This window comes from Roseateles aquae, assembly GCF_032337115.1.
Classification (GTDB): domain Bacteria; phylum Pseudomonadota; class Gammaproteobacteria; order Burkholderiales; family Burkholderiaceae_C; genus Roseateles_C; species Roseateles_C aquae.
The window spans coordinates 235,328-254,149 of record NZ_JAVXZY010000003.1 but is presented as its reverse complement, the minus strand read 5'-3'; the positions used below and the strand labels follow the sequence as shown (position 1 = coordinate 254,149).

General features: G+C 67.0%; 18 protein-coding genes. 9 read left to right on the top strand and 9 right to left on the bottom strand.

Annotated elements, in window-relative coordinates:
• Position 1 precedes the first annotated feature (1 nt).
• From hpaD to RQP53_RS09945, 4 genes are read right to left on the bottom strand one after another with little or no spacing between them, the layout of a single operon-like run.
• Positions 2-874, bottom strand: coding sequence for a 3,4-dihydroxyphenylacetate 2,3-dioxygenase (hpaD, locus tag RQP53_RS09960; protein ID WP_315650151.1), 873 nt, complete (start codon positions 872-874; stop codon positions 2-4).
• A gap of 1 nt (position 875) precedes the next feature.
• Positions 876-2,336 carry a 5-carboxymethyl-2-hydroxymuconate semialdehyde dehydrogenase gene (gene hpaE, locus RQP53_RS09955; protein WP_315650150.1) on the bottom strand — a complete coding sequence of 487 codons (1,461 nt, stop codon included), beginning with the start codon at positions 2,334-2,336 and terminating at the stop codon, positions 876-878.
• Positions 2,333-3,133 carry a fumarylacetoacetate hydrolase family protein gene (locus RQP53_RS09950; protein WP_315650149.1) on the bottom strand — a complete coding sequence of 267 codons (801 nt, stop codon included), beginning with the start codon at positions 3,131-3,133 and terminating at the stop codon, positions 2,333-2,335. The genes hpaE and RQP53_RS09950 overlap by 4 nt, the downstream gene beginning before the upstream one ends.
• Positions 3,130-3,852 carry a fumarylacetoacetate hydrolase family protein gene (locus RQP53_RS09945; protein WP_315650148.1) on the bottom strand — a complete coding sequence of 241 codons (723 nt, stop codon included), beginning with the start codon at positions 3,850-3,852 and terminating at the stop codon, positions 3,130-3,132. Before RQP53_RS09945 ends, RQP53_RS09950 begins: the two co-directional genes overlap by 4 nt.
• A gap of 94 nt (positions 3,853-3,946) precedes the next feature.
• Here RQP53_RS09945 and hpaR point away from each other — a divergent pair, with 94 nt between their 5' ends.
• From hpaR to RQP53_RS09930, 3 genes are all read left to right on the top strand, one after another.
• Entirely contained in the window at positions 3,947-4,408 is a 462-nt protein-coding gene (hpaR, locus tag RQP53_RS09940; RefSeq protein ID WP_315650147.1) for a homoprotocatechuate degradation operon regulator HpaR, read from the top strand.
• 86 nt (positions 4,409-4,494) lie between these two features.
• Entirely contained in the window at positions 4,495-5,637 is a 1,143-nt protein-coding gene (locus tag RQP53_RS09935; RefSeq protein ID WP_315650146.1) for a sensor histidine kinase, read from the top strand.
• A complete protein-coding gene (locus tag RQP53_RS09930) occupies positions 5,615-6,346 on the top strand; it encodes a LytR/AlgR family response regulator transcription factor (RefSeq protein ID WP_315650145.1) in 732 nt (243 codons plus the stop codon). Before RQP53_RS09935 ends, RQP53_RS09930 begins: the two co-directional genes overlap by 23 nt.
• A gap of 37 nt (positions 6,347-6,383) precedes the next feature.
• On the opposite strand, the gene RQP53_RS09925 is transcribed toward RQP53_RS09930, so the two are convergent.
• On the bottom strand, positions 6,384-6,926 hold the full coding sequence (locus tag RQP53_RS09925; RefSeq protein WP_315650144.1) for a hypothetical protein: 543 nt from the start codon (positions 6,924-6,926) through the stop codon (positions 6,384-6,386).
• A gap of 135 nt (positions 6,927-7,061) precedes the next feature.
• Here RQP53_RS09925 and RQP53_RS09920 point away from each other — a divergent pair, with 135 nt between their 5' ends.
• Genes RQP53_RS09920 through RQP53_RS09910 form a run of 3 tightly spaced genes read left to right on the top strand, consistent with a single transcriptional unit; the run spans position 7,062 to position 9,206 of the window.
• Positions 7,062-8,264: an acyltransferase family protein gene (locus RQP53_RS09920; RefSeq protein ID WP_315650143.1), complete on the top strand. Its 1,203-nt coding sequence runs from the start codon at positions 7,062-7,064 to the stop codon at positions 8,262-8,264.
• 9 nt (positions 8,265-8,273) lie between these two features.
• Positions 8,274-8,720: a VOC family protein gene (locus RQP53_RS09915; protein WP_315650142.1), complete on the top strand. Its 447-nt coding sequence runs from the start codon at positions 8,274-8,276 to the stop codon at positions 8,718-8,720.
• 42 nt (positions 8,721-8,762) lie between these two features.
• Positions 8,763-9,206 (top strand): group I truncated hemoglobin, encoded by a 444-nt coding sequence (locus tag RQP53_RS09910; RefSeq protein ID WP_315650141.1) that lies wholly within the window; start codon positions 8,763-8,765, stop codon positions 9,204-9,206.
• Positions 9,207-9,225: 19 nt separating this feature from the next.
• Here the strand turns inward: RQP53_RS09910 and RQP53_RS09905 are convergent, their stop codons facing one another.
• Positions 9,226-11,157, bottom strand: coding sequence for an SPFH domain-containing protein (locus RQP53_RS09905; protein ID WP_315650140.1), 1,932 nt, complete (start codon positions 11,155-11,157; stop codon positions 9,226-9,228).
• Between the two features lie 183 nt (positions 11,158-11,340).
• Between RQP53_RS09905 and RQP53_RS09900 the strand changes: the two genes are divergently transcribed.
• The gene (locus RQP53_RS09900; protein WP_315650139.1) at positions 11,341-12,798 is read left to right on the top strand and encodes an MBL fold metallo-hydrolase; all 1,458 of its coding nucleotides are present in this window, start codon (positions 11,341-11,343) and stop codon (positions 12,796-12,798) included.
• Positions 12,799-12,816: 18 nt separating this feature from the next.
• Here RQP53_RS09900 and RQP53_RS09895 read toward each other — a convergent pair whose 3' ends face one another.
• The 3 genes from RQP53_RS09895 to RQP53_RS09885 form a co-directional block, all read right to left on the bottom strand.
• On the bottom strand, positions 12,817-13,803 hold the full coding sequence (locus RQP53_RS09895) for a hypothetical protein (RefSeq protein WP_315650138.1): 987 nt from the start codon (positions 13,801-13,803) through the stop codon (positions 12,817-12,819).
• 22 nt (positions 13,804-13,825) lie between these two features.
• The gene (locus tag RQP53_RS09890) at positions 13,826-14,869 is read right to left on the bottom strand and encodes a peptidoglycan-binding domain-containing protein (protein WP_315650137.1); all 1,044 of its coding nucleotides are present in this window, start codon (positions 14,867-14,869) and stop codon (positions 13,826-13,828) included.
• Positions 14,870-14,955: 86 nt separating this feature from the next.
• Entirely contained in the window at positions 14,956-16,245 is a 1,290-nt protein-coding gene (locus tag RQP53_RS09885) for a hypothetical protein (RefSeq protein ID WP_315650136.1), read from the bottom strand.
• 150 nt (positions 16,246-16,395) lie between these two features.
• Here RQP53_RS09885 and RQP53_RS09880 point away from each other — a divergent pair, with 150 nt between their 5' ends.
• Both RQP53_RS09880 and RQP53_RS09875 read left to right on the top strand, forming a co-directional pair.
• Positions 16,396-17,412: a catalase family protein gene (locus tag RQP53_RS09880; RefSeq protein WP_315650135.1), complete on the top strand. Its 1,017-nt coding sequence runs from the start codon at positions 16,396-16,398 to the stop codon at positions 17,410-17,412.
• Between the two features lie 323 nt (positions 17,413-17,735).
• The gene (locus RQP53_RS09875) at positions 17,736-18,809 is read left to right on the top strand and encodes an extracellular catalytic domain type 2 short-chain-length polyhydroxyalkanoate depolymerase (RefSeq protein WP_315650134.1); all 1,074 of its coding nucleotides are present in this window, start codon (positions 17,736-17,738) and stop codon (positions 18,807-18,809) included.
• Positions 18,810-18,822 lie beyond the last annotated feature (13 nt).

The following is an 18,822-nucleotide window of genomic DNA, read 5'->3' as shown; positions in this document are numbered from 1 at the left end:
CTCAGGCCTCCTTCTCAGGCAGGGGCAGCACGGGAAAGATCGCGTTGATCTGCCCGGTGCCCGAACTGCCGAAATAGGGCGTGATCACCTCGACCTGCCCGCGGTACTGCGCGCCGCCGAGCAGGCCCAGCAGCATGGCCGTGTCGTGCATGCCGCCCTCGCCCCAGCATTTCTCGGCGTACATCGGCAGCATCGCGGTGAAGGTGGCGAAGTCGCCCTGCTGCCAGAGCTCGACGACACGGCAATCGACCTGCTCCAGGAATGGGTCCCAAACCCTGTGCATGAACTCCGGCGCCGTGCCGTTGTTAGCGAAGTGGTGCGACAACGAACCGCTGGCCAGCACCGCCACGCGGCCCTCGTAGCGCTGCTCGATGGCGCGGCGCACCGCCAGGCCGAAGCGCAGGCTTTCCTGCAGATCGTGCCAGACGCACCAGGCCGCCACGCTGACCAGCTTGAAACGCTGGTTGGCATTCATATAGCGCATCGGCACCAGGCTGCCGTACTCCAGGTCCAGCGAGGTGTCGACATGGGCGCGGCTCTTGACCCCCAGCGCATTCGCCTCGGCCGCTATCGCCTCGGCCAGCAGCGGGTTGCCGGGCACCTCGTAATCGAGGTTCTTGATGAAGTGCGGCAGCTCGTTGCTGGTGTAGCGGCCGGCAAAGCGAGCCGCGCCATTGAGGTGGTATTCGCTGTTGACCAGCCAGTGGGTGTCGAACACCACGATGCTGTCCACCCCCGCTTCCGCACAGCGCCGCGCGATCTCCTTGTGCCCGTCGATCGCCGCCTGCCGGCAGCCCTGGTGCGGCCCGGGCTGCTCGCTCAGGTACATCGAGGGCACGTGGGTGATCTTGGCGGCTAGGGCTAGTGTTCCCATCTCAGGTTCCCCAGTGAGGAATGTGGTGGCTGCCGAGAGAAACACAGACGTTCTTCGGCTCCAGGAACACCTCGTAGCTCCAGGTGCCGCCCTCGCGGCCGGTGCCGGAGGCCTTGCTGCCACCAAAGGGCTGGCGCAGGTCGCGGACGTTCTGGCTGTTGACGAAACACATGCCGGCCTCGATGGCGGCGGCCACCCGCGTGGCGCGGCCGATGTTCTCGGTCCAGACATAGCTGGACAGGCCGTAGGCGGTGTCGTTGGCGATGCGGATCGCGTCGGTCTCGTCCTTGAAAGGGATCAGGCAGGCGACCGGGCCGAAGATCTCGTCCTGCGCAATCTTCATCCGGTTGTCGACATCGGCGAACACCGTCGGCAGCACATAGTTGCCGGCGCACAGTTCGGGCGGCAGCTCGGGCGCGCCCAGGCCTCCGCACAAGAGCGTCGCGCCCTCCTGGCTGCCCAGCTCGATGTAGCGGCGCACCTTGGCGAGATGGGCGGCGCTAATCATCGGGCCGATGATGGTCTGCTCGTCCATCGGGTCGCCCACACGGATGCGCCGCGCCCGCGCCGCGAAGCGCTCGGCAAAGTCGGCGTAGATGCTTTGCTGCACCAGGATGCGCGAACCAGCGGTGCAGCGCTCGCCATTGTTCGAGAAGATCATGAACACGGCGGCGTCGAGCGCGCGGTCCAGATCGGCATCGTCGAAGATCACGAAGGGGCTCTTGCCGCCCAGCTCCATGCTGAACTTCTTCAGGCCGGCCGCCTGCACGATGCGGTTGCCGGTGGCGGTGGAGCCGGTGAAGGAGATAGCCCGCACATCGGGGTGGCGCACCAGCGGCTCGCCGGCCTCGGGGCCATAACCGTGCACGATGTTCAGCACGCCGGCCGGGATGCCAGCCTCCAGCGCCAGTTCGCCCAGGCGCGATGCCGTCAGCGGCGACAGCTCGCTCATCTTCAGCACCGCCGTGTTGCCGAAGGCCAGCGCCGGCGCAACCTTCCAGGTGCTGGTCATGAAGGGCACGTTCCAGGGCGAGATCAGCGCGCACACGCCGACCGGATGGAACAGCGTGTAGTTCAGGTGCGTGTCGGTCGGGTAGGTGTGCCCGTCGACGCGCACACACATCTCGGCAAAGTAGTTGAAGTTGTCGGCCGCGCGCGGCACCAGCTGCTTGCGGGTCTGTGCGATCACCTGGCCGGTGTCGGCCGTCTCGGTGGCCGAGAGCTGCGGCACCTCAGCCGCAATCAGCTCACCGAGCTTGCGCATCAGCGCGGCGCGGCGCGGCGCCGGCAAGGCGGCCCAGGCCGGGAAGGCCGCCTTGGCCGCTGCCACTGCTGCGTTCACCTCGGCCTCGCCACCCTGCGCCACCTCGGCCAGCACCGCTTGGGTGGCCGGATTGACGGTCTCGAAATAGCGCTTGCCCGCAAGCGGCTTGCCGTTGATCAGATGCTCGATGCGCGTCATGGCTGACCCTCGATGATGGTGTTGTGCAGGCGGCCCAGGCCGTCGATCTCGCAGACGACTTCGCTGCCCACCGGGCAGTCAACCACGCCATCGGGCGTGCCGGTCAGGATCAGGTCGCCGGGCGAGAGCGTCATGAAACCGCTCAGGTACTCGATCAGCTCGGCCACGCCGAAGACCATGTCGCGTGTGCTGCCCGATTGCTTCAACTCGCCATTGACCCAGCTGCGCAGGCTCAAGCCCTGCGGGTCGCCGATCTGCGCGGCCGGCACCAGCCAGGGACCGATGGGCGTGCAAGCGTCACGGTTCTTGACGCGAAGATTGGGCCGGTAGAAGTTCTCCAGGTAGTCGCGCACCGCGTAGTCGTTGGCAATCGTGTAGCCGGCCACATGGTCCAGCGCCTGCGCGCGGCTGACGCGGCGCGCCTCGCGGCCGATCACCGCGACCAGCTCGCATTCATAGTGCATATGCCGGGCGCCAGGCGGCCGCGGCGTCTGCCCGCGGTGGCCGCACAGGGTGTTGGCGCCCTTCAGGAACAGCAGCGGCTCGCTGGGCGGCTTGAAGTCCAGCTCACGGGCATGGTCGGCATAGTTCAGGCCCAGCGCAAAGCAGCTGCGCGCGCGGCGGCCCTGCAGCGGTGGCAGCGCCGGCAGCCAGTCGAACTCGCCCTCGTGCAAAACCTGGCCCCCGAGCAGCTGCACCCCGGCGGGATGGGGGCGCACCTCATGCACCCGCCCCTGCCAGCGCACCCAGCCACGCGCGCCCTCGGCCAGCGGCCGCAGCGAAGCGATGCCGCTCATGCCCACTCCTCGGCCAGTTGAAGCGTCAGCTGCGCCGCGCCAGCGCTCAAGCGCACCCGGTCGCCGGCACGGCCGCGTGGCGCATCCAGCGGCGCGCCGAGGTGCAACACATCGCCCGGCTCCAGCGTCATGAAGGCGCTGACGTCGGCAATCAGCTGCGCCGCGTCGCGCACCAGACCCTGCAGCGGTGCCAGCTGCTGCACCGGCGTGCCGTTGATTTCCAGCTGCAGGAGTGCCGGCGCCTCGACCAGCAGCTGCGGCCCCATCACGCAAAAGCCATCGCGGCAGCGCTGGCGCACGGCCGGGCGGTGCACCTGCAGATGCGGTTCGGCCAGATCCAGCATCAGCACATAGCCGGCCAGGCAGGACAGCGCCTCGGCGCGGCTGACGCGGCAGGCACGGCGCGCGAACACCAGGCCCAGACAGGCGCCCAGCTCCACCGCTTCCAGCCCGTCAAGCGCCACGCGGGCGCCGTCCTCGGCATAGGTATTGGGCGTCTTCAGGTACAGCACCGGCGCCTGCGGCGCGGCCTTGTAGACCGAGTCCTTCCAGCCCCCGCCAGCGAGCTGCTGCAGGCGCGCCACATCGGCCTGGCGGTTCAGCAGCGTGCCATAGACATGGCCCGGCGGCAGCGGCCAGCCGGCGAACTTGTCAGAGGCCGCATCACGCTCGTCGGCCTCATCCACCAGCGTGGCCCAGGAAGAAGGAAGGGGAATCATGTCTCGGTTTGCCGCGCACCTGGGTGTCCGGCGGTTTATTTATTTAATAAGTTAAGTATTATCATAAAACCCGTTTTCCGCCACCGCAAGCCGCATGTCCAAAGCCCCCGCCAGCTCCCGCCGCAGCCTGCCCCTGCTGCTGATGCAGACCCGTGAGACGGTGATGGGCTACTTCCGGCCGCTGCTGCGCGAACATGGCGTCAGTGAACAGCAGTGGCGGGTCATCCGCGCACTGAAGGCGCAAGGGCCGATGGAAACCACCAAGCTGGCCGATCTGTGTTCGCTGCACGGCCCCAGCCTCAGCGGCATGCTGACGCGGATGGAAGCCGCCGCGCTGATCAGCCGCAGCCGCCTGATCGAGGACCAGCGCAAGTTCCGCATCGCCCTCTTGCCCCGCGCCGAGGCCTTGTTCGAGGCCATGCGTGAGGGCATGGAAGCGCAGTACCGCGAGATCGAGGCGCGCCTGGGCGCCGAGGAGCTGGAGCAGCTTTATGCGGTGCTGGACGCCACGATCGCCCGGCTGGGCGGCTTGCAAGAACCGGTCGACGAGGATTGATCCCGCGTCTTGTGGCGAACTGAGCCACAGGCGGGGCCAGCCGCCCGCGCGGCCAGGCGCAAGGCTGATATCGTGCCGGGCACATCATGCCAAGCCCTACACCTTCACCGCTGCCGGAGAGCGCTCAGCGCCTGCGCCTCTGGCTCGCCTACGCCGCCACGCTGCTGGTCTTCGGCCTGCTGCTGACCGCGCCGCAGCTGCAGCGCTATCTGGAGCACGGCGGCCCCCACCCCTGGGAGCCATTCTTGTGGGAGCTCAGCTCGCTGCTGTGCAACGGGCTGCTAGGCGTTGCGCTGTACCGTTGGCATGTGGCGGGCCTGGGTCGGCCGCGGCTGCTGCAGATCGGCCGCCATGCGCTCGGCGCTGCGGTCTACTTCTTCGCGCATGTCGGCGGCATGTTCGCGATCCGTTTCGCTGTCTACGCTGTTGTTGGGGTCGAGTACCACCCCGGCTCTGCCGCCAACGTGCTCAGCTATGAGCTGGGCAAGGATCTGGTCGCCTACGGTCTCTTCGTCGTCATCTGCCACGGCATCCATCTGTTCTTCAGCAGCCAGCGCCAGGCCTTGCAGCTGCAGCGCCTGCAGCAGGAGCTGGCCGAGGCGCGTTTTGCGCGGCTCGCCGAGCAGGTGCAACCGCACTTTCTGTTCAACACGCTGAACCTGATCTCCTCGGTGATGTATGAGGATGTCGCCAAAGCCGATCGCATCCTCTGCCAGCTGGCCACCTTGCTGCGCCAGGCACTCGACGCCGAGCGCCAGGGCTGGCACAGCCTGGACGAAGAACTGACGCTGGTGCAGCCGTTTCTGGAGATCATGCAGGCGCGCTTTGGCGAGCGCCTGCAGGTGCAGCTGGACATCGCGCCGGACGCGCGGCGCTGCCGGCTGCCGGCGCTGCTGCTGATCACGCCGCTGGAGAACGCGATCAAGCACGACGTGGCCCAGGCCCTGCAGAACAGCTGCGTCAGCCTGCGGGCCTGGTGCGAAACTGGACCAACGAGCCCTGATGGTGATCGGTTGAAACTCCGCGTTCACAACAGCGGCACGGCGCCACAGCGGCTTTCGCGCGAAGGCAGCATCGGCCTGCCCAATCTGCGCGCCCGGCTGCAGGCCGCTTATGGCGATGCAGCGGCTCTGCATTTCGGTGCCGCGCCCGAGGGCGGCAGCGAGCTGCTGCTGGATCTTCCCTCGACCATGACTCCGACGAACGATGCGACTGCTGCTGATCGATGACGAAGCCCCGGCGCGCGCCAAGCTGCGCCGCCTGCTGCAGGCGCAGCCGGGCATTACCGAGCTGGTCGAGGCCGCCGACGGCCTGAGCGCGCTGGCGCTGTTGCAGCGCGAGCGCTTCGATGGCGCGTTCCTGGACATCGAGATGCCCGGCCTTGATGGCCTGTCGCTCGCGCAGCAGCTGCCCACCGGCCTGGCCTGGGTGTTCTGCACCGCGCACCAGGCCCATGCGCTGCAGGCCTTCGACCTCGGCGCCGCCGACTACCTGCTCAAACCCTACACGCCGGAGCGCCTGGCCGCCGCGCTGCAGCGACTGCGCCAACAGCTGCTGCGCCCCGAGGCGGCGGCCGCTGCCGGCGCCGGCCTGCGCAGCGCCTTGCAGCAGCAGCAGCCTATCGACGCGCACTGGCTGGTCGAACAGCGCGGTGCGCTCGTCAAGCTGCCAATCTCCGCGATCGAATGGGTGGCGGCCGCCGACAACTACATCGAGCTGCACGCACCGCCGCAGCACTACCTGGAGCGGCGCAGCCTGGCCAGCTTCCTGGCACAGCCGGCCGCGCAGGGCTTTGTGCGCGTGCACCGCTGCCATGCGGTGAACGCCGCGCACATCCAGCGCATCCAGCCGCTGCCCCATGGCGAGGCCGAGCTGACGCTCTCCAGCGGCCAGACGCTGCGCGTCTCGCGCGGCTACCGCGAGCAGTTGCGCGGCTGAGGAAGGCACCTCCTAGGCGCGCAGCGGCCTCGGTGCCTCACTCGATGTGCGCCGTCGCGTAGGCATAGCTTCGCTCGTAGTGGCTCAGCAGCGCGTCCAACAGCTTCAGGTTCAGCGCATTGCCGAAATGCTCCTCGCGACCGGCCGCCACTGCATCCCGGTGGCGTTGCAGCGCCTCGCGATCCCGCTCCAGAAATGCGATCGTGGCCAGCACATAGTCGTTCCAGCGCAGTTGGCCAGGCTGACGGTCCTTGGGCTCGTCCAGCACCGTTCGCGCGGCGCGTATGGCCGCCTCGCTATCACCCTGGGTGGCGCGCATCTGGGCCAGATGCCAGCGCAGGGACGAGGCCTTGGCGCCCGTGGCGGCGATATAGGCTTCGATCAGGTCGCCGGCCTCGCGGGCGCAGAGCGCGCCCTCGGCCAGAGCACGGAAACCCTGGCCCTCGGTCTGGTCAAAGGCCTGGACGCTGAGCGTCAGATCGGTCTTCAGATGCTCGCGCAGCAGCGCAGCACAGTCGTTCGACTGCGCCTGCGCACACAGCGGGTACATCAGGCTCAGCAGCAGCAGCGCTGTAGACATTCTTCTCACCGGGCTCTCCCTACGTAGCGGCCAGCACTGTAGTCGAAACGAGGGCCCCTGCGATTCGCCCCAGCCTGCATGCAACTCGCCACCGGCCGCTGGGCGCCGACTCCGGGCGAGGCGATCATCCGCCCCATGAACACAAGCACCACTCAAGGCCGCCAGTACTTCCTGGACTGGCTGCGCATCCTGGCCTTCGCGCTGCTCGTGCCCTACCACGTCGGCATGTACTACGTGCCCTGGGACTGGCATGTGAAGAGCAGCGAGATCATCCCGGCGCTGGAGCCGCTGATGGCGCTCAGCTCACCATGGCGCATGGGCCTCTTGTTCCTGATTGCTGGCGCCGCCAGCGCCGGCCTGATGCAGCGCGGCCCCGGCTTTGTGCGCTCACGCAGCAAGCGCCTGCTCTGGCCCCTGTTGTTCGGCATGCTGGTGATCGTGCCGCCACAGGCCTACTACGAGGTCGTCACCAAGGTGGCCTACGAAGGCAGCTACCTGGACTTCATGGGCCTGTATCTGCGCGCCTATCACGGCTTCTGCAAGGACGGGCACTGCCTGAGCCTGCCGACCTGGAACCACCTCTGGTTCCTGCCCTATCTGTGGGTCTACAGCCTGATCGGCTGGGCGCTGCTGAAGGCCTGGCCCCGGCTCAGCGAGCGGTTCAGCGAGTGGATTGAGGGTGCCAGCCGCTGGCAGCTGCTGATCGTCGGCGCGTTGCCGCTGATCGCCGCACGCAACCTCGCCCCACTGTTTGAAAGCACTCACAACCTGAGCTGGGACTGGTACAACCACGCGCAGTACCTCAGCCTGTTCCTGATCGGCCTGCTGGCTGCCCGCAGCAGCTTGTGGGCGCAGGCGCAACGAGCCCGCTGGCCGGCGCTCGCCCTGGCGCTGATCGCCTGGCTGGCGGTGCAGGCCTACTTCAAGGTCTATGCGGATGTCGAGCCGCCGATGGCGCTGCGCCTCTTCATGCGAGTCGTCTACGGCACCATGCAATGGTGCTGCCTGATGGCCGCCTGCGGCTTTGCCCGCCAGCATCTGGATGCAGACAGCGCTTGGCGCCAGCCGCTCAGCGACGGCGTGTTCTGCGTCTACATCCTGCACCAGACCCTGATCGTGCTGCTGACCCGCCTGCTGCTGCCGCTGCACTGGCCGGCCGCGCTGGAGGGCCCGCTGCTGATCGTGTTGACGCTGGCGCTCAGCGCGCTGGGCTATCTGGCGGTACGCCAGGTGCCGGTGCTGCGACTGTTGATGGGCGTGCCAGATCGCCGCAAGACCCCGGACCGGCAAGCCCTGGCTGCTGCGGCCACAATGGCGGCACCCCGCACGGAGTCTTGAAACGCAATGATGAAATACCTGCACACGATGGTGCGCGTCACCGATCTGGACCAGAGCCTGACCTTCTATCGCGATGCCCTCGGCCTGGTCGAGGTGCGCCGTACCGAGCATGAGGCCGGCCGCTTCACCCTGGTCTACCTGGCCGCCCCTGGCGATGAAGCCGGCCGCTTCCAGCCCCAGCTGGAGCTGACCTACAACTGGCCCGATGCCGATGGCAAGGCCGAGACCTATACCGGCGGGCGCAACTTCGGCCATCTGGCCTATGCCGTGCCCGATATCTATGCGGCCTGCCAGCGCCTGGCCGACCACGGCGTGACGATTTCACGCCCGCCGCGCGATGGCCGCATGGCATTTGTGCGCTCGCCCGATAACATCTCGGTGGAACTGCTGCAGGACGGCCCCGCCCTGCCCCCGGCCGAACCCTGGGCCTCGATGCCCAATGTCGGCAGCTGGTGATTCAGCATCCGGGGCTGCGCCAGATGATTGACGGAGCTCCCATTGACGCTGCAAGGACACGCCCACGCCACTGCCATCAGCGCCATCAGCGCCCTGCTGATCGGCATGAACGCCGGCGCCCAGCCCCGGCCGGATGAGTTGTTCCAGGCCTTGGGCGGCCGCGAGGGCATTGCGCGGCTTAGCGCCGACGTGGTGCCGCGGCTGTTCGCCGATCCGCGCATCAAGCATTTTTTCAAGGACGCCAACGCCAAGAACCTGGTCGAGCAACTGAGCGACCAACTCTGCGCGGCCAGCGGCGGCCCCTGCACCTACGAGGGCGGCGCGATGAAGGCGGTGCACGCCGATATGGCAATCAAGGCGGGCGACTTCAACGCCGTGGTCGAGGACCTGCAGGCGGCGATGGACGCCGCGCAGATCCCCTTTGCCACCCAGAACCGCCTGCTGGCGCTGCTGGCACCGATGCACCGTGACATCGTCAAGCGCTGAGCAGGCGCCGGTCGCGCACTCAATCGCGGCGCAGTTCCTGCGCCTTGAGCGCGCTCATCAGGCCCAGCAAGGTGCCGAAGGCATTGCCGCCATCGGACTGAGCACCGAGCTGGATCTGCGGCACCAGCGGCACCTTGGCCGCCTCGAAGGCCTCGGCCAGGCGCAGCATCACCGTCTGCATCAGCTGCTTGTCGGCGCCCTCGCCCTGCAAGGCGTCTGACTTGGCCTGGATGGCCGCGCCTTCGGCCTCGCCGACCGAGCGGATGGCAGCCGCACGGCCCTGACCCTCGGCCTCCTGGCGGAAGCGGTCGGCCTGGGCCAAGGCCTCGATCTCCTGACGCTTCTTTTCCGCGGCCTTGACGGCGGCGGCGCCCTGGTTCTCCTTGATCGAGATGTCGACCAGCGACGCCGTCAGCTCGGCCTGCTTCTCGGCCCGCTTCTCGGCCTCATTCAACTCGCGCTGCTTGTTGGCGGCGATCTCCTTTTGCGCAAAGGTCTCGACCTGCTCGCGGGCGATCTGGCGGTCGCGCAGCTGGGCCATGATGGCCTCGATCTTGTGGTCGCCGGCTTGCGGGCGCGGCGTGCCGATCAGCACCTCCTGGAACTCCAGCGAATAGGCCAGGAAGCGTTCGCGCATATCGCGCGAGGCATTGGTCTGCAGCTCCGAACGCGACTGGATCAGCTCGATGAAGGTGTGCGTCTGCGACACATTCTTGAAGTAGCTGGACACCATCGGGTCCAATGTCTGCTCGACCAGCTGCTTCACATTGCCAAAGCGCTGCACCACCATCGGCGCCTTGCGGTAGTCGATGTGCACGACGACCGACAACGGCAGCTGCGGCTCGAAGGCATCCTTGGTGATCAGCGTGATCTCGCGCAGGTTCGAGTCGAAACTGGAGCCGCTCTCGCCGCTTTTCCACATCAGCACGAAATTGGTCGTCGGCACCAGCTCGATCTTGCCGGCATAGGTGTTGAAGGCGTACTTGCCGGGCATCAGCGGCTCGCGCCAGACACCGCGGCAGCCGGCGTTGACCAGCTCGCCATGGCTGTACTCGCTGCCCGACACATCCTCGCCGCGGCTGCCGGTGTAGGACACGACCACGCCGACAAAGCCGACCGGGATGATGGTCTTGCTGATGAACTCCACCGTTGCGAAGAGCCGGTTGATGTAGTACGTGCCTTCGACCAGCACCCGCTCCTGGCGGCCGCGGCGGCCACCGGCAGCGAGAAAGCGCTCCGGCTCCTGGAAGCTGTTGTGCGCATCGCCCACATCGGGCGCCAGCAGCTCGTCGCGCGACAGCGCCGGGCCGTCCTGCACGGTGACGATGGCCAGCTGGTCCGACTCATGCGTGCCGCTCTTCTCCTTGATCACCACCGGGGTGAAGGCCTGGCGTTCGTCGAGCAGCTCGCGCATGCGGTCGTAATAGGCCCGCTCCTGCGCGTCCATATTCAGCGCGTAGGTGGTTTCCTCGCTCATCACCACGAACAGCGCCGGGTTGATGATGTGGGTGCCTTCGCGCAGCACCTTGCGTTGCGGGCCCTTCTGGCCGCCGCCCTGCAGGAAGGCGCGCACATCGAGAAAGTTATCGGTCTGGGCGTTGCTGGCCAGGGTCTGGCCAGCCGGCAGGTCGATGCCGTCGCGGGCAAACACATAGCCGATCTTGCCCTGGGTGATGGACACCATCGGATGGATGTGCACGCGGTACTGGAAAGGGGTGAAGAAATGAAAGCCGCCGCGGCGCAGCTCGGGCTGCAGGCCGGCCTCGCCCTGCATGGCCAGCAAGCCCGCCTGCACCGAGCCATGCGCGCTCCACAGCTTTTCGATCACGCCGATGCGGTCATTCGGGATGTAGCGCACCATGCCGCTGGCCAGCACCAGCAGCGCCAGCAGGGCCAGGCCCAGCAGTGCATAGAGCAGCACAGCGTTGCTGCCCAGGAAATCGAAACTCATTGTTGTCCTCCTGTTGTTCTGCGCGGCACCGCCCGGCGCCGCTGCATCGCCCGAGGTGGGCACAGCTCCCGCCTCGTCAGACGCGTTTGTCCTCCCGGCTGCATCAGGAACACATAAGTAAGTGCGGGGGCTGACTTCAAGCACGGAGCCAAGGCGAAGCGGGTGCAGATAATCGGCGCCACCATGAAGCACCTCTCACGCCTGCCTGCCCCGCCCCGCCTGACTGGCGGCCTGCTGCCCCAGCTACTGTCCGTCTGCCTGGCCCTCGCCGGCCTGCCTGCCGCAGCAGCCGAGCCTGCGCCAAGTGGCACTACGCCGGTTCAGCAAGCGGCCAGCCCATCCGCCCGCTGGCAGTTGCTGAGCCTGGCGATGAGCGGCGAGCGCCTGGTCGGCGAGCAGGCGCCGCGGCCATCACAGGCCGAGGTGCCGGTGCCCGTCAGCCAGACGCTGCTGCTGGATCGCGATGGCCGCTTCCGGCTGGTGACGGGCAGCCAGTACCCCGGCCCGATCCAGTTCAGCTTTCTGCAGACCGGCGGCCCCGACGGCAGCGCGACCGTGGACCTGCTGAAGTGGCGCAACGGCACGGAGATCTTGCGCAAGAACGCCGAGGCCGCACGCGCCGATCTGGCCGAGCTGCAGTTCCTCGCACCGGCGCTGCTGCTGGAGCTGGCCGCCAGCCAGGGCCTTCGGCCCGCAGCGGGCGCGAGCCAGCTGGACTTCAAGGATCTGGCCGGCCGCCCGGCCCAGCTGCTGCTGGACGCCGGCACGGGCGAGCCGCGTGCCGCCATCAGCGCCAGCCGACGCTATGACTATGCCGACTTCCAGCCGCTCGCCGATGGCCTGCGCCAGCCGCGCCGCATCAGCGAGTCACGCGCCGAGAAGACGCTGGTGCGCTGGCAGCTGCAGGCGCAAACCATGGCCGGTCCGCTGCCCGGGGTGTTCGATCTGCCGGCCGGCTATGTGGAAGCCACGGCTGCGAGCGGTCTGCGTGCCACGCCCATCGGGCCGGGCTGCTACCGCGTAGATGGCGCGGCTTCGTCTTACCACAGCGCCTTCTCGATCGGCGAGCGCGGCATCGTCGTTTATGACGCGCCGGTCAGCGTTGCCGAGGCGAATCAGGTGCGCGCGCAGATCGCGCAGCTGGCGCCGGGGCGGCCGGTCAGTCATGTGCTCATCTCGCACACGCACCGTGACCACATTGCCGGGCTGCCGGCCTTCGCCAGCGAGCAGTTGCAGATCCTGGCCGGCCCCGAGGCCACGCAGGCTGTACGCCGCCAGCACGGCGAGGCGCTGGCGGCGCGGGTCAGCGAGCTGCGCGAGGTCAATGAGCTGGACCTTGGCGACCGCCGCATCCGGCTGATGCCACTGGCCAACAGCCATGCCAACGAATCACTGGTCGCCTTTGACAGTGCCTGCGGCGCGCTGTTCCAGGGCGATCTGTTCTACATCCCCGATGTCGGCCCGGTGCCGGCCGCTTTCGCGATGAGCAAGGACTTGGATCAGCTGATCCAGCGCGAGGCCCTGCCGGTGCAGCTGATCGTCGGCGTGCATGGCCGCTCGGGCACGCTGGCCGAGCTGCGCCAGTCGCTCAAGCTGGCCGACACCCTGCGCAAGCTGCAGCCCGAGGCGCACAAGCACTGAGGCCCGCCTGCGCCAGGCTCAAGCCACGCTGTCCGACTTCGCCGGCTTCGGCCCGGCCGCCCGCAGATTGAGGAACTTCTGCAGCGTGTCGAACCAGAACGGCGCACCCAGCGCGACGGCCAGCGCGGTGATCGCGCAGCCCAGCAGCTTGCTCAGCGACCAGAAGGCCGCGCAGTCAAAACCATTGGGCCAGCCGAAAGGCAGCGGCAGCTGCTTGACCGGATCAAAGGCCGCCTGCACCGGCGCCACGGTGTCGCGCAGCGACTTGGGCTCGGCGGCGGCTGGCTTGGCCGCTGCAGCGCTCGCACCACTCGCGACTTGCGCTGCCGCCACGCTCGACGCCGCCGCAGCAGGAGCCGGCGCCACGCCATCCGGATGCTCCTTGGCAAAGGTCTTGGCCTGTTCCATCACCTGCGCGCGGGCGACCGGGTCGGCCCAGAGCTTCTTGGTCATCTCGATGGTGTCGAAATTGCCGCCAAAGGCGATCACGAAACCGAAGATCAGCATGAAGTTCTGCGAGAAGCGCTTGTAGGCGCCGCTGACGCGGTCCATGCCGTCGTCAAACCAGCGCTCGACGCCACCGCGGAACTTGTCCAGATCCCCGCCCGCCTGGTTCAGCAGCGCCGTCAGCGCCTGCTTCAGTCGCCCGGCGGGCAGCTGCGCGACGCTGCGTTCCACCTGCGTGAACACCGGCGCCTGCGAGCCATCCATCAGCGACTCGATCAGCGCCATGCCGAAGTTGCCGGCCGCCACATAGGACGGCGCCCGCGTGCCGCCGGCCGTGGACAGCATGCCATGGCCGCTGACCGCCTCGAACAGCCAGTTGCCGGCCTTGCCGCCAAAGCCCTCGTGGGCCAAGAGTGCGCGCAGGCCCTGCTGCAGATGCTTGCCGCGCCAGTTCAACAGGCTGGCACAGGCCTCCTGCGCAGCCGAGCCGACCAGGCCCAGCAAGAGGTAGACAAAGATCAGGCCGATGGCCACATCGATGATGACGCCGAAGGACATGGGAAGCTCCAAAGTTTCTTGTTCACGCCTGCGCTGCGAGGTTCAGCAGCACGCGGGTCTGGTAGTGGAAGGAATTGACGCCCGAGCCGTTGTAGCGCCGCACCGCATAGGGCCAGTCGCAGAGGAACTCGGCCCGGTCCGGCACGTTCAGGTAGGGCAGCGTGCTGTAGTACTGCGTGGTTTGATAGCTGCCGCTGGCGCCGGCAAAAAACGGCGTGCCAACGCCAAGGGTGAGCGTGCGCACCGCGCGCGCGCAGTTGGCGCAGTCGCGCATATAGCGGCTGTCGCTCGGCTGATAGCGGCACAGGCGCAGGCTGATCAGCGGGTGCTCGGCCAGACGGTCGTCGGCCGTGTCGCTCGGCCCGGCAACGAAGTGATCGAACTTGTCGCGCAGCTCCTGCTGCGCCCGTTCGACATTGCGCACCGGATCGAGCATGAAGTCGGCCACCTCCTCGGCGCGTGGCGGGTGATGGAACAGCGTGTACTGGCCCAGGCCAAAGCCGCGCGAGGTGATCTGCTGCGGGCTGGCGGCATTGTTGCGGTCCAGGCCGACGGTGATGAAGCTGTCGCTGCTGCTGTGGGTGGGCAGCTGGAAATGCTGGCCGCTGCTTTCCTGCTTGACGATGGCCAGGATGAAGGGCGTCGGTGCCACCGTGCTGCGGCTGTTGGCCACCGCGGCCATCGCGCGGGCGTTCTCGGCCGCCGGGTCCTGCGCCTCCGGCAGCGTGGGGATGCGCGTATCGCCGCGCAGCGCCACCAGGCAGGCCGCCAGCGACTGATCGAACACGCCGGTGACGGCCGCCACCGGCGCCACGCCGCCCGCGCCGTTGAAACTCTTGATGGCCACCGGCGCCGCGCCGTCGCCGCCCTTGGAACTGCCATCGTTGTGTAGCAGATCGTACTGCAGGGCCGCCACCGCCGCCTGTGTGCCCGGCCCGAAGCTGCCATCGATGCCCCCGCGCAGATAGCCCAAGGCGCGCAGATCACGCTGCAGCTCGACGATGGTGTCGCGCGGCGCCGTGCAGTTCAGGCTCAGGGTCAGGCCGGGGGATTGATAGCTGGGCATGGCTGGGACTCCTTGCATGCATAGGAGGCCCTGACTCTAGCGTGGGCACCGGCGCTGGCCATCCCCATTTGCCAGCACACCGCAGGTCAGCGCGCGAGGCCTCCCCCATACTTGCCGCCGAGGTAGCCAAGTTGGCTGACCCCCATCAGCGCCAGGACCTCTATAGGAATGCTCCAAACGGCAGACAGCAACATGCTCTTGACGACAAATGCCAAGGCCAAGACCACAGTCCAGAAAAACATCTGCGCTCGGCTCAATGCCAGTCGGGCGCCCTCGGGATCGCCGTCCGGCGCCGACAGCAGATCGCTCCAGCGCCAAACAGGCAGCTCGGCGCCACGGGTCTCCGGCAGGGGCATTGCCAAAGCCCCTGCCGGTGGCAGCGGCGGGCCGGCAAGGCGGCTGATCCAGGCGGTTGCCGTTGCCGAGAACATCAAGAGGTAGAGCGTTTCCGGTGGACTGCTGAAATCGAGCCGGAGCAAGAAGATGTAGAGCAGCACGAAACCGATCGCATAGGTCCACAAGGCCATCTGCCATTTGGCCAGCGAGAGCCTGCCATCCTTTAGCAAGAGTTCGATCAAGCGGTGCTGGCGCCCACACAGCAGCTTGAGCAGGCCGGTAAAGCCAATCAACAGCAATGCACTCCAGCCGGCAGCTATCAAAGGCGTCCCCAGCAGCAGGGGCTGCTCGGCGATCACGCTGCAATCCGTGCAGCCCGGCTGCTGCCAGAGCAGCTGAGGCCGCACTCGCGTCACCGAATTGCTCAGAGGAATATGGCACTTGTCAGTGTTCTGTTCCGCATTGAAGAGCAGCAGGGTTCCGTTCAGCTCCGTCGTTGTTGAAACATGTGGACCAGCATTCTGAGTTTCCACTCCGCGCATCGTTGCAGGCCCATCCATCCATTTGGCATGTCGCTGCACCTGGGGGTTTTCCAACACGCAATAGCTGTCTTCTGCGGTGCGTACCGAATGACCAAAATGGAGCTTCAGTACAGGCTGCTCCGCTGCCGTCAGGTCAGTAGCCACAAACACCGCTAGAGGCCAGCTGCGCAGCTGCGCCGGCGCAGCATGCAGTTGCAGCGTCGCTGCGCTCGCCGGACTTGCCGGCGCTTCAGGTTTTCTGGGCCCTTGGTTGGGCGCTGGATTGGGCCCGCTGTTCTTGCCCTCCGGATTCGAATCCTTATTGCCCTTCTCGTTGTTGCCCTGCTTGCTGTCACCCTGGGCCGCGCTGGCGGAAGCCTGAGGGTTCGACGCGGCAGTGGCCGAGGGCTCGGCACCCGCTGCATGGCAGAGCAGGCTCGCCGGCAACAGCGCGGCAGCGATGAAGCGCGCCAGCAAAGACCGCAGGGTTGTAGACAGCCGCACAGAGCAATTCGTCATAAACAAAGCCTCCCGACGCTGGACTCTGACACAGCCGGGCACGCAGCACATCCGCAAGATTGCCGATCATCGAGGTGGCGCTGGCAGCCGCAGGCAGCGAGTGACATACTCCGCCCACTTGAACGGGCAGCACAGATCGAGGATGAATGCATGAGCGATAGCAAACTCTCCGCGCTGGAATCTCCACCCGCCAATGAAGCCCAGTGCATCAACGATCTGGCGGCGCGCCTGCAGGCCAAGATCGTTCGCGACAACGCCGGCGGCCCGATGCGCCGCGATGCCCATCCCAAGATGCACGGGCTGGTGCGCGCCGAGTTCATCGTCGAACCCGATCTGCCGGAAGAACTGCGCATTGGCGTGTTCGCCGAGCCCGGCAAGACCTACCCGGCCTGGATACGTTTTTCCAACCAGGATGGCACGATTCAGCCCGACATCAACGCCGATATCCGCGGCATGGCCATCAAGCTGATGGGCGTGCCCGGCGACAAGCTGCTGGAGGCCGAGCGGCAGGAGCGCACGCAGGATTTCATCGTCATCAGCACGCCGGTTTTCGTGACCCGCGATGTCGAGGAGTTCGACGATTTGATCAAGGCCTTGACCGGCAGCCTGTGGGCCAAGCTCTGCTTCTTTTTGACCCACTGGCATGTGGCCGGCAATCTGCTGCGCTCGATGAAGAAACATGCCAATCCGCTGCAGCTGCGCTACTGGAGCACCACGCCGTATCTGCTGGGCACGCGGGCCGTCAAGTACTCGGCCATCCCGCGCGCGCCCGCCACCGACACGATTCCCGATTCACCTGGCGACGACTATCTGCGCGAGGCCATGGTCCGCCAGCTGGCCCGCAAGGAGGTGGTCTACGACTTCGCCGTGCAGCTGCAGACCGATGCCGCCGCCATGCCGATCGAAGACCCCAGCATCGAGTGGCCGGAGGCGCTATCGACGTTTCGCAAAGTGGCCGCCATCCGCATCCCGGCCCAGCAGTTCGACAGCCCGGCCCAGCGCGTGTTCGGCGAGAACCTGTCCTTCACGCCCTGGCACAGCCTGCCTGAACACCGGCCGCTGGGCGGCATCAACCGCGCCCGCAAGATCGTCTATGCGGCGATCTCGACCTTCAGGCATGCGCAGAACGGCGTGCCGCGGCGGGAGCCGGTGGACTGGACGATCTGAGCGCAGCTGCGCGTTCGCTGGCGCGGTCACGCACCGTGTCACGGCGTAGGCCGGGTTAGCCAACGGCGTAACCCGCCTTCCCCAACGGCACGTCATTTACCGGTACGCGTCGGAAGCCCTTGTGACGAACAGTAGCCGAGCCAAAGGTGCCGCGCGGGTCGATTGACCCGCCCTACTGCGTAGCCGCGTCATTGCGGCGTCATCAAAACGACAAGTCTCGCAGTCCACCATACGCTCCAGTACGAAGCAGCTGCCCTGGGTCTCCAAGGCCTGACCTTGCTTCGATTCGCTTCGCTTCGATTCCATCGCGCAAGGAGCGGTGTATGACAGCATTTTCTTCGTCCGAGGTGCTCGATCTGTCCACCCTCAAGCTCAAGGTGGAGCGCGGGCAAAGCTCGGTCTCCGGCCTGTCCTCGGGCGCCTTCATGACGGTGCAGCTGCACCTTGCGCACTCGGCCAGCTTCGTTGGCGCCGGCATCGTCGCCGGCGGGCCGTATCGCTGCGCCGAGTTGTTTCCGGCTGCGGCGCCGCTGGCCGAGGATGCCTGCATCCTCACCGCCATGCAGATCGGCATGGCACCGCTGACCGAGAGCACGGCACCCAGCGCCCGGCGCTGCCTGCAGCTGGCCCGCGAGGCCGAGGCCGACCGGCTGATCGACCCGCTCAGCCATCTGGCGTCCCAGCGTGTCTACCTGTTCACCGGCAGCCGCGATCAGGTCGTGCATCCGCTGGTGGTGGCGCAGACCCGCGCCTTCTACGAGGCGCTGGGCATCAGCGGCGAGCGCCTGGCCTATGTGGACAATGTGCCGGCCGGGCATTCGCTGATCACCAGCAACCCCGAGGATTCCGAGCTGTCGCAGAACTGCCCGCCCTACCTGAACAACGGCGGCTTCATGCAATCGCACGACATCCTGCGCCATCTCTATCCCGACCTCCAAGCTCCGGCCGAGCGGCTCACCGGCCAGCTGCTGCGCTTCGATCAAAGCCCCTTCATTGGCGACCGCGACCGCGCCAGCATGAGCCGCTTGGGCTATATCTACATCCCGCAGGCCGTGCTCGACGGCGCGCCAGCGCGCGTGCATATCGCGCTGCACGGCTGCAAGCAGGGCTACGCCTATACCGACTTTCTCTACGGCCGCCTCGACAAGGCCAATCAGCCCCCCTACGGCACCCGCTACGTCACCAGCACCGGCTACAACCAGATGGCAGACAGCAACCATCTGATCGTGCTCTATCCCCAGGCCGAGGGGCGCGACAACAACAAGGCCCAGAACCCCGATGGTTGCTGGGACTGGTGGGGCTATAGCGCCGCCGACGCCAGGGCCCCTGACTACTTCTCGCAGCAGGCCGTGCAGATCAAGGCGATCCACGACATGCTCAGCTGCCTGGGCGCCTGAGCGCCTGAGCGCT

Excerpts from the sequence above, each read along its gene's own strand:
- hpaE (WP_315650150.1), bottom strand. The coding sequence starts at position 2,336 with ATGACGCGCATCGAGCATCTGATCAACGGCAAGCCGCTTGCGGGCAAG.
- RQP53_RS09880 (WP_315650135.1), top strand. The coding sequence starts at position 16,396 with ATGAGCGATAGCAAACTCTCCGCGCTGGAATCTCCACCCGCCAATGAA.
- RQP53_RS09885 (WP_315650136.1), bottom strand. The coding sequence starts at position 16,245 with ATGACGAATTGCTCTGTGCGGCTGTCTACAACCCTGCGGTCTTTGCTG.
- RQP53_RS09915 (WP_315650142.1), top strand. The coding sequence starts at position 8,274 with ATGAAATACCTGCACACGATGGTGCGCGTCACCGATCTGGACCAGAGC.
- hpaD (WP_315650151.1), bottom strand. The coding sequence starts at position 874 with ATGGGAACACTAGCCCTAGCCGCCAAGATCACCCACGTGCCCTCGATG.
- RQP53_RS09890 (WP_315650137.1), bottom strand. The coding sequence starts at position 14,869 with ATGCCCAGCTATCAATCCCCCGGCCTGACCCTGAGCCTGAACTGCACG.
- RQP53_RS09950 (WP_315650149.1), bottom strand. The coding sequence starts at position 3,133 with ATGAGCGGCATCGCTTCGCTGCGGCCGCTGGCCGAGGGCGCGCGTGGC.
- RQP53_RS09935 (WP_315650146.1), top strand. The coding sequence starts at position 4,495 with ATGCCAAGCCCTACACCTTCACCGCTGCCGGAGAGCGCTCAGCGCCTG.
- RQP53_RS09930 (WP_315650145.1), top strand. The coding sequence starts at position 5,615 with ATGCGACTGCTGCTGATCGATGACGAAGCCCCGGCGCGCGCCAAGCTG.
- RQP53_RS09895 (WP_315650138.1), bottom strand. The coding sequence starts at position 13,803 with ATGTCCTTCGGCGTCATCATCGATGTGGCCATCGGCCTGATCTTTGTC.
- RQP53_RS09905 (WP_315650140.1), bottom strand. The coding sequence starts at position 11,157 with ATGAGTTTCGATTTCCTGGGCAGCAACGCTGTGCTGCTCTATGCACTG.
- RQP53_RS09875 (WP_315650134.1), top strand. The coding sequence starts at position 17,736 with ATGACAGCATTTTCTTCGTCCGAGGTGCTCGATCTGTCCACCCTCAAG.
- RQP53_RS09945 (WP_315650148.1), bottom strand. The coding sequence starts at position 3,852 with ATGATTCCCCTTCCTTCTTCCTGGGCCACGCTGGTGGATGAGGCCGAC.
- hpaR (WP_315650147.1), top strand. The coding sequence starts at position 3,947 with ATGTCCAAAGCCCCCGCCAGCTCCCGCCGCAGCCTGCCCCTGCTGCTG.
- RQP53_RS09920 (WP_315650143.1), top strand. The coding sequence starts at position 7,062 with ATGAACACAAGCACCACTCAAGGCCGCCAGTACTTCCTGGACTGGCTG.
- RQP53_RS09925 (WP_315650144.1), bottom strand. The coding sequence starts at position 6,926 with ATGTCTACAGCGCTGCTGCTGCTGAGCCTGATGTACCCGCTGTGTGCG.
- RQP53_RS09900 (WP_315650139.1), top strand. The coding sequence starts at position 11,341 with ATGAAGCACCTCTCACGCCTGCCTGCCCCGCCCCGCCTGACTGGCGGC.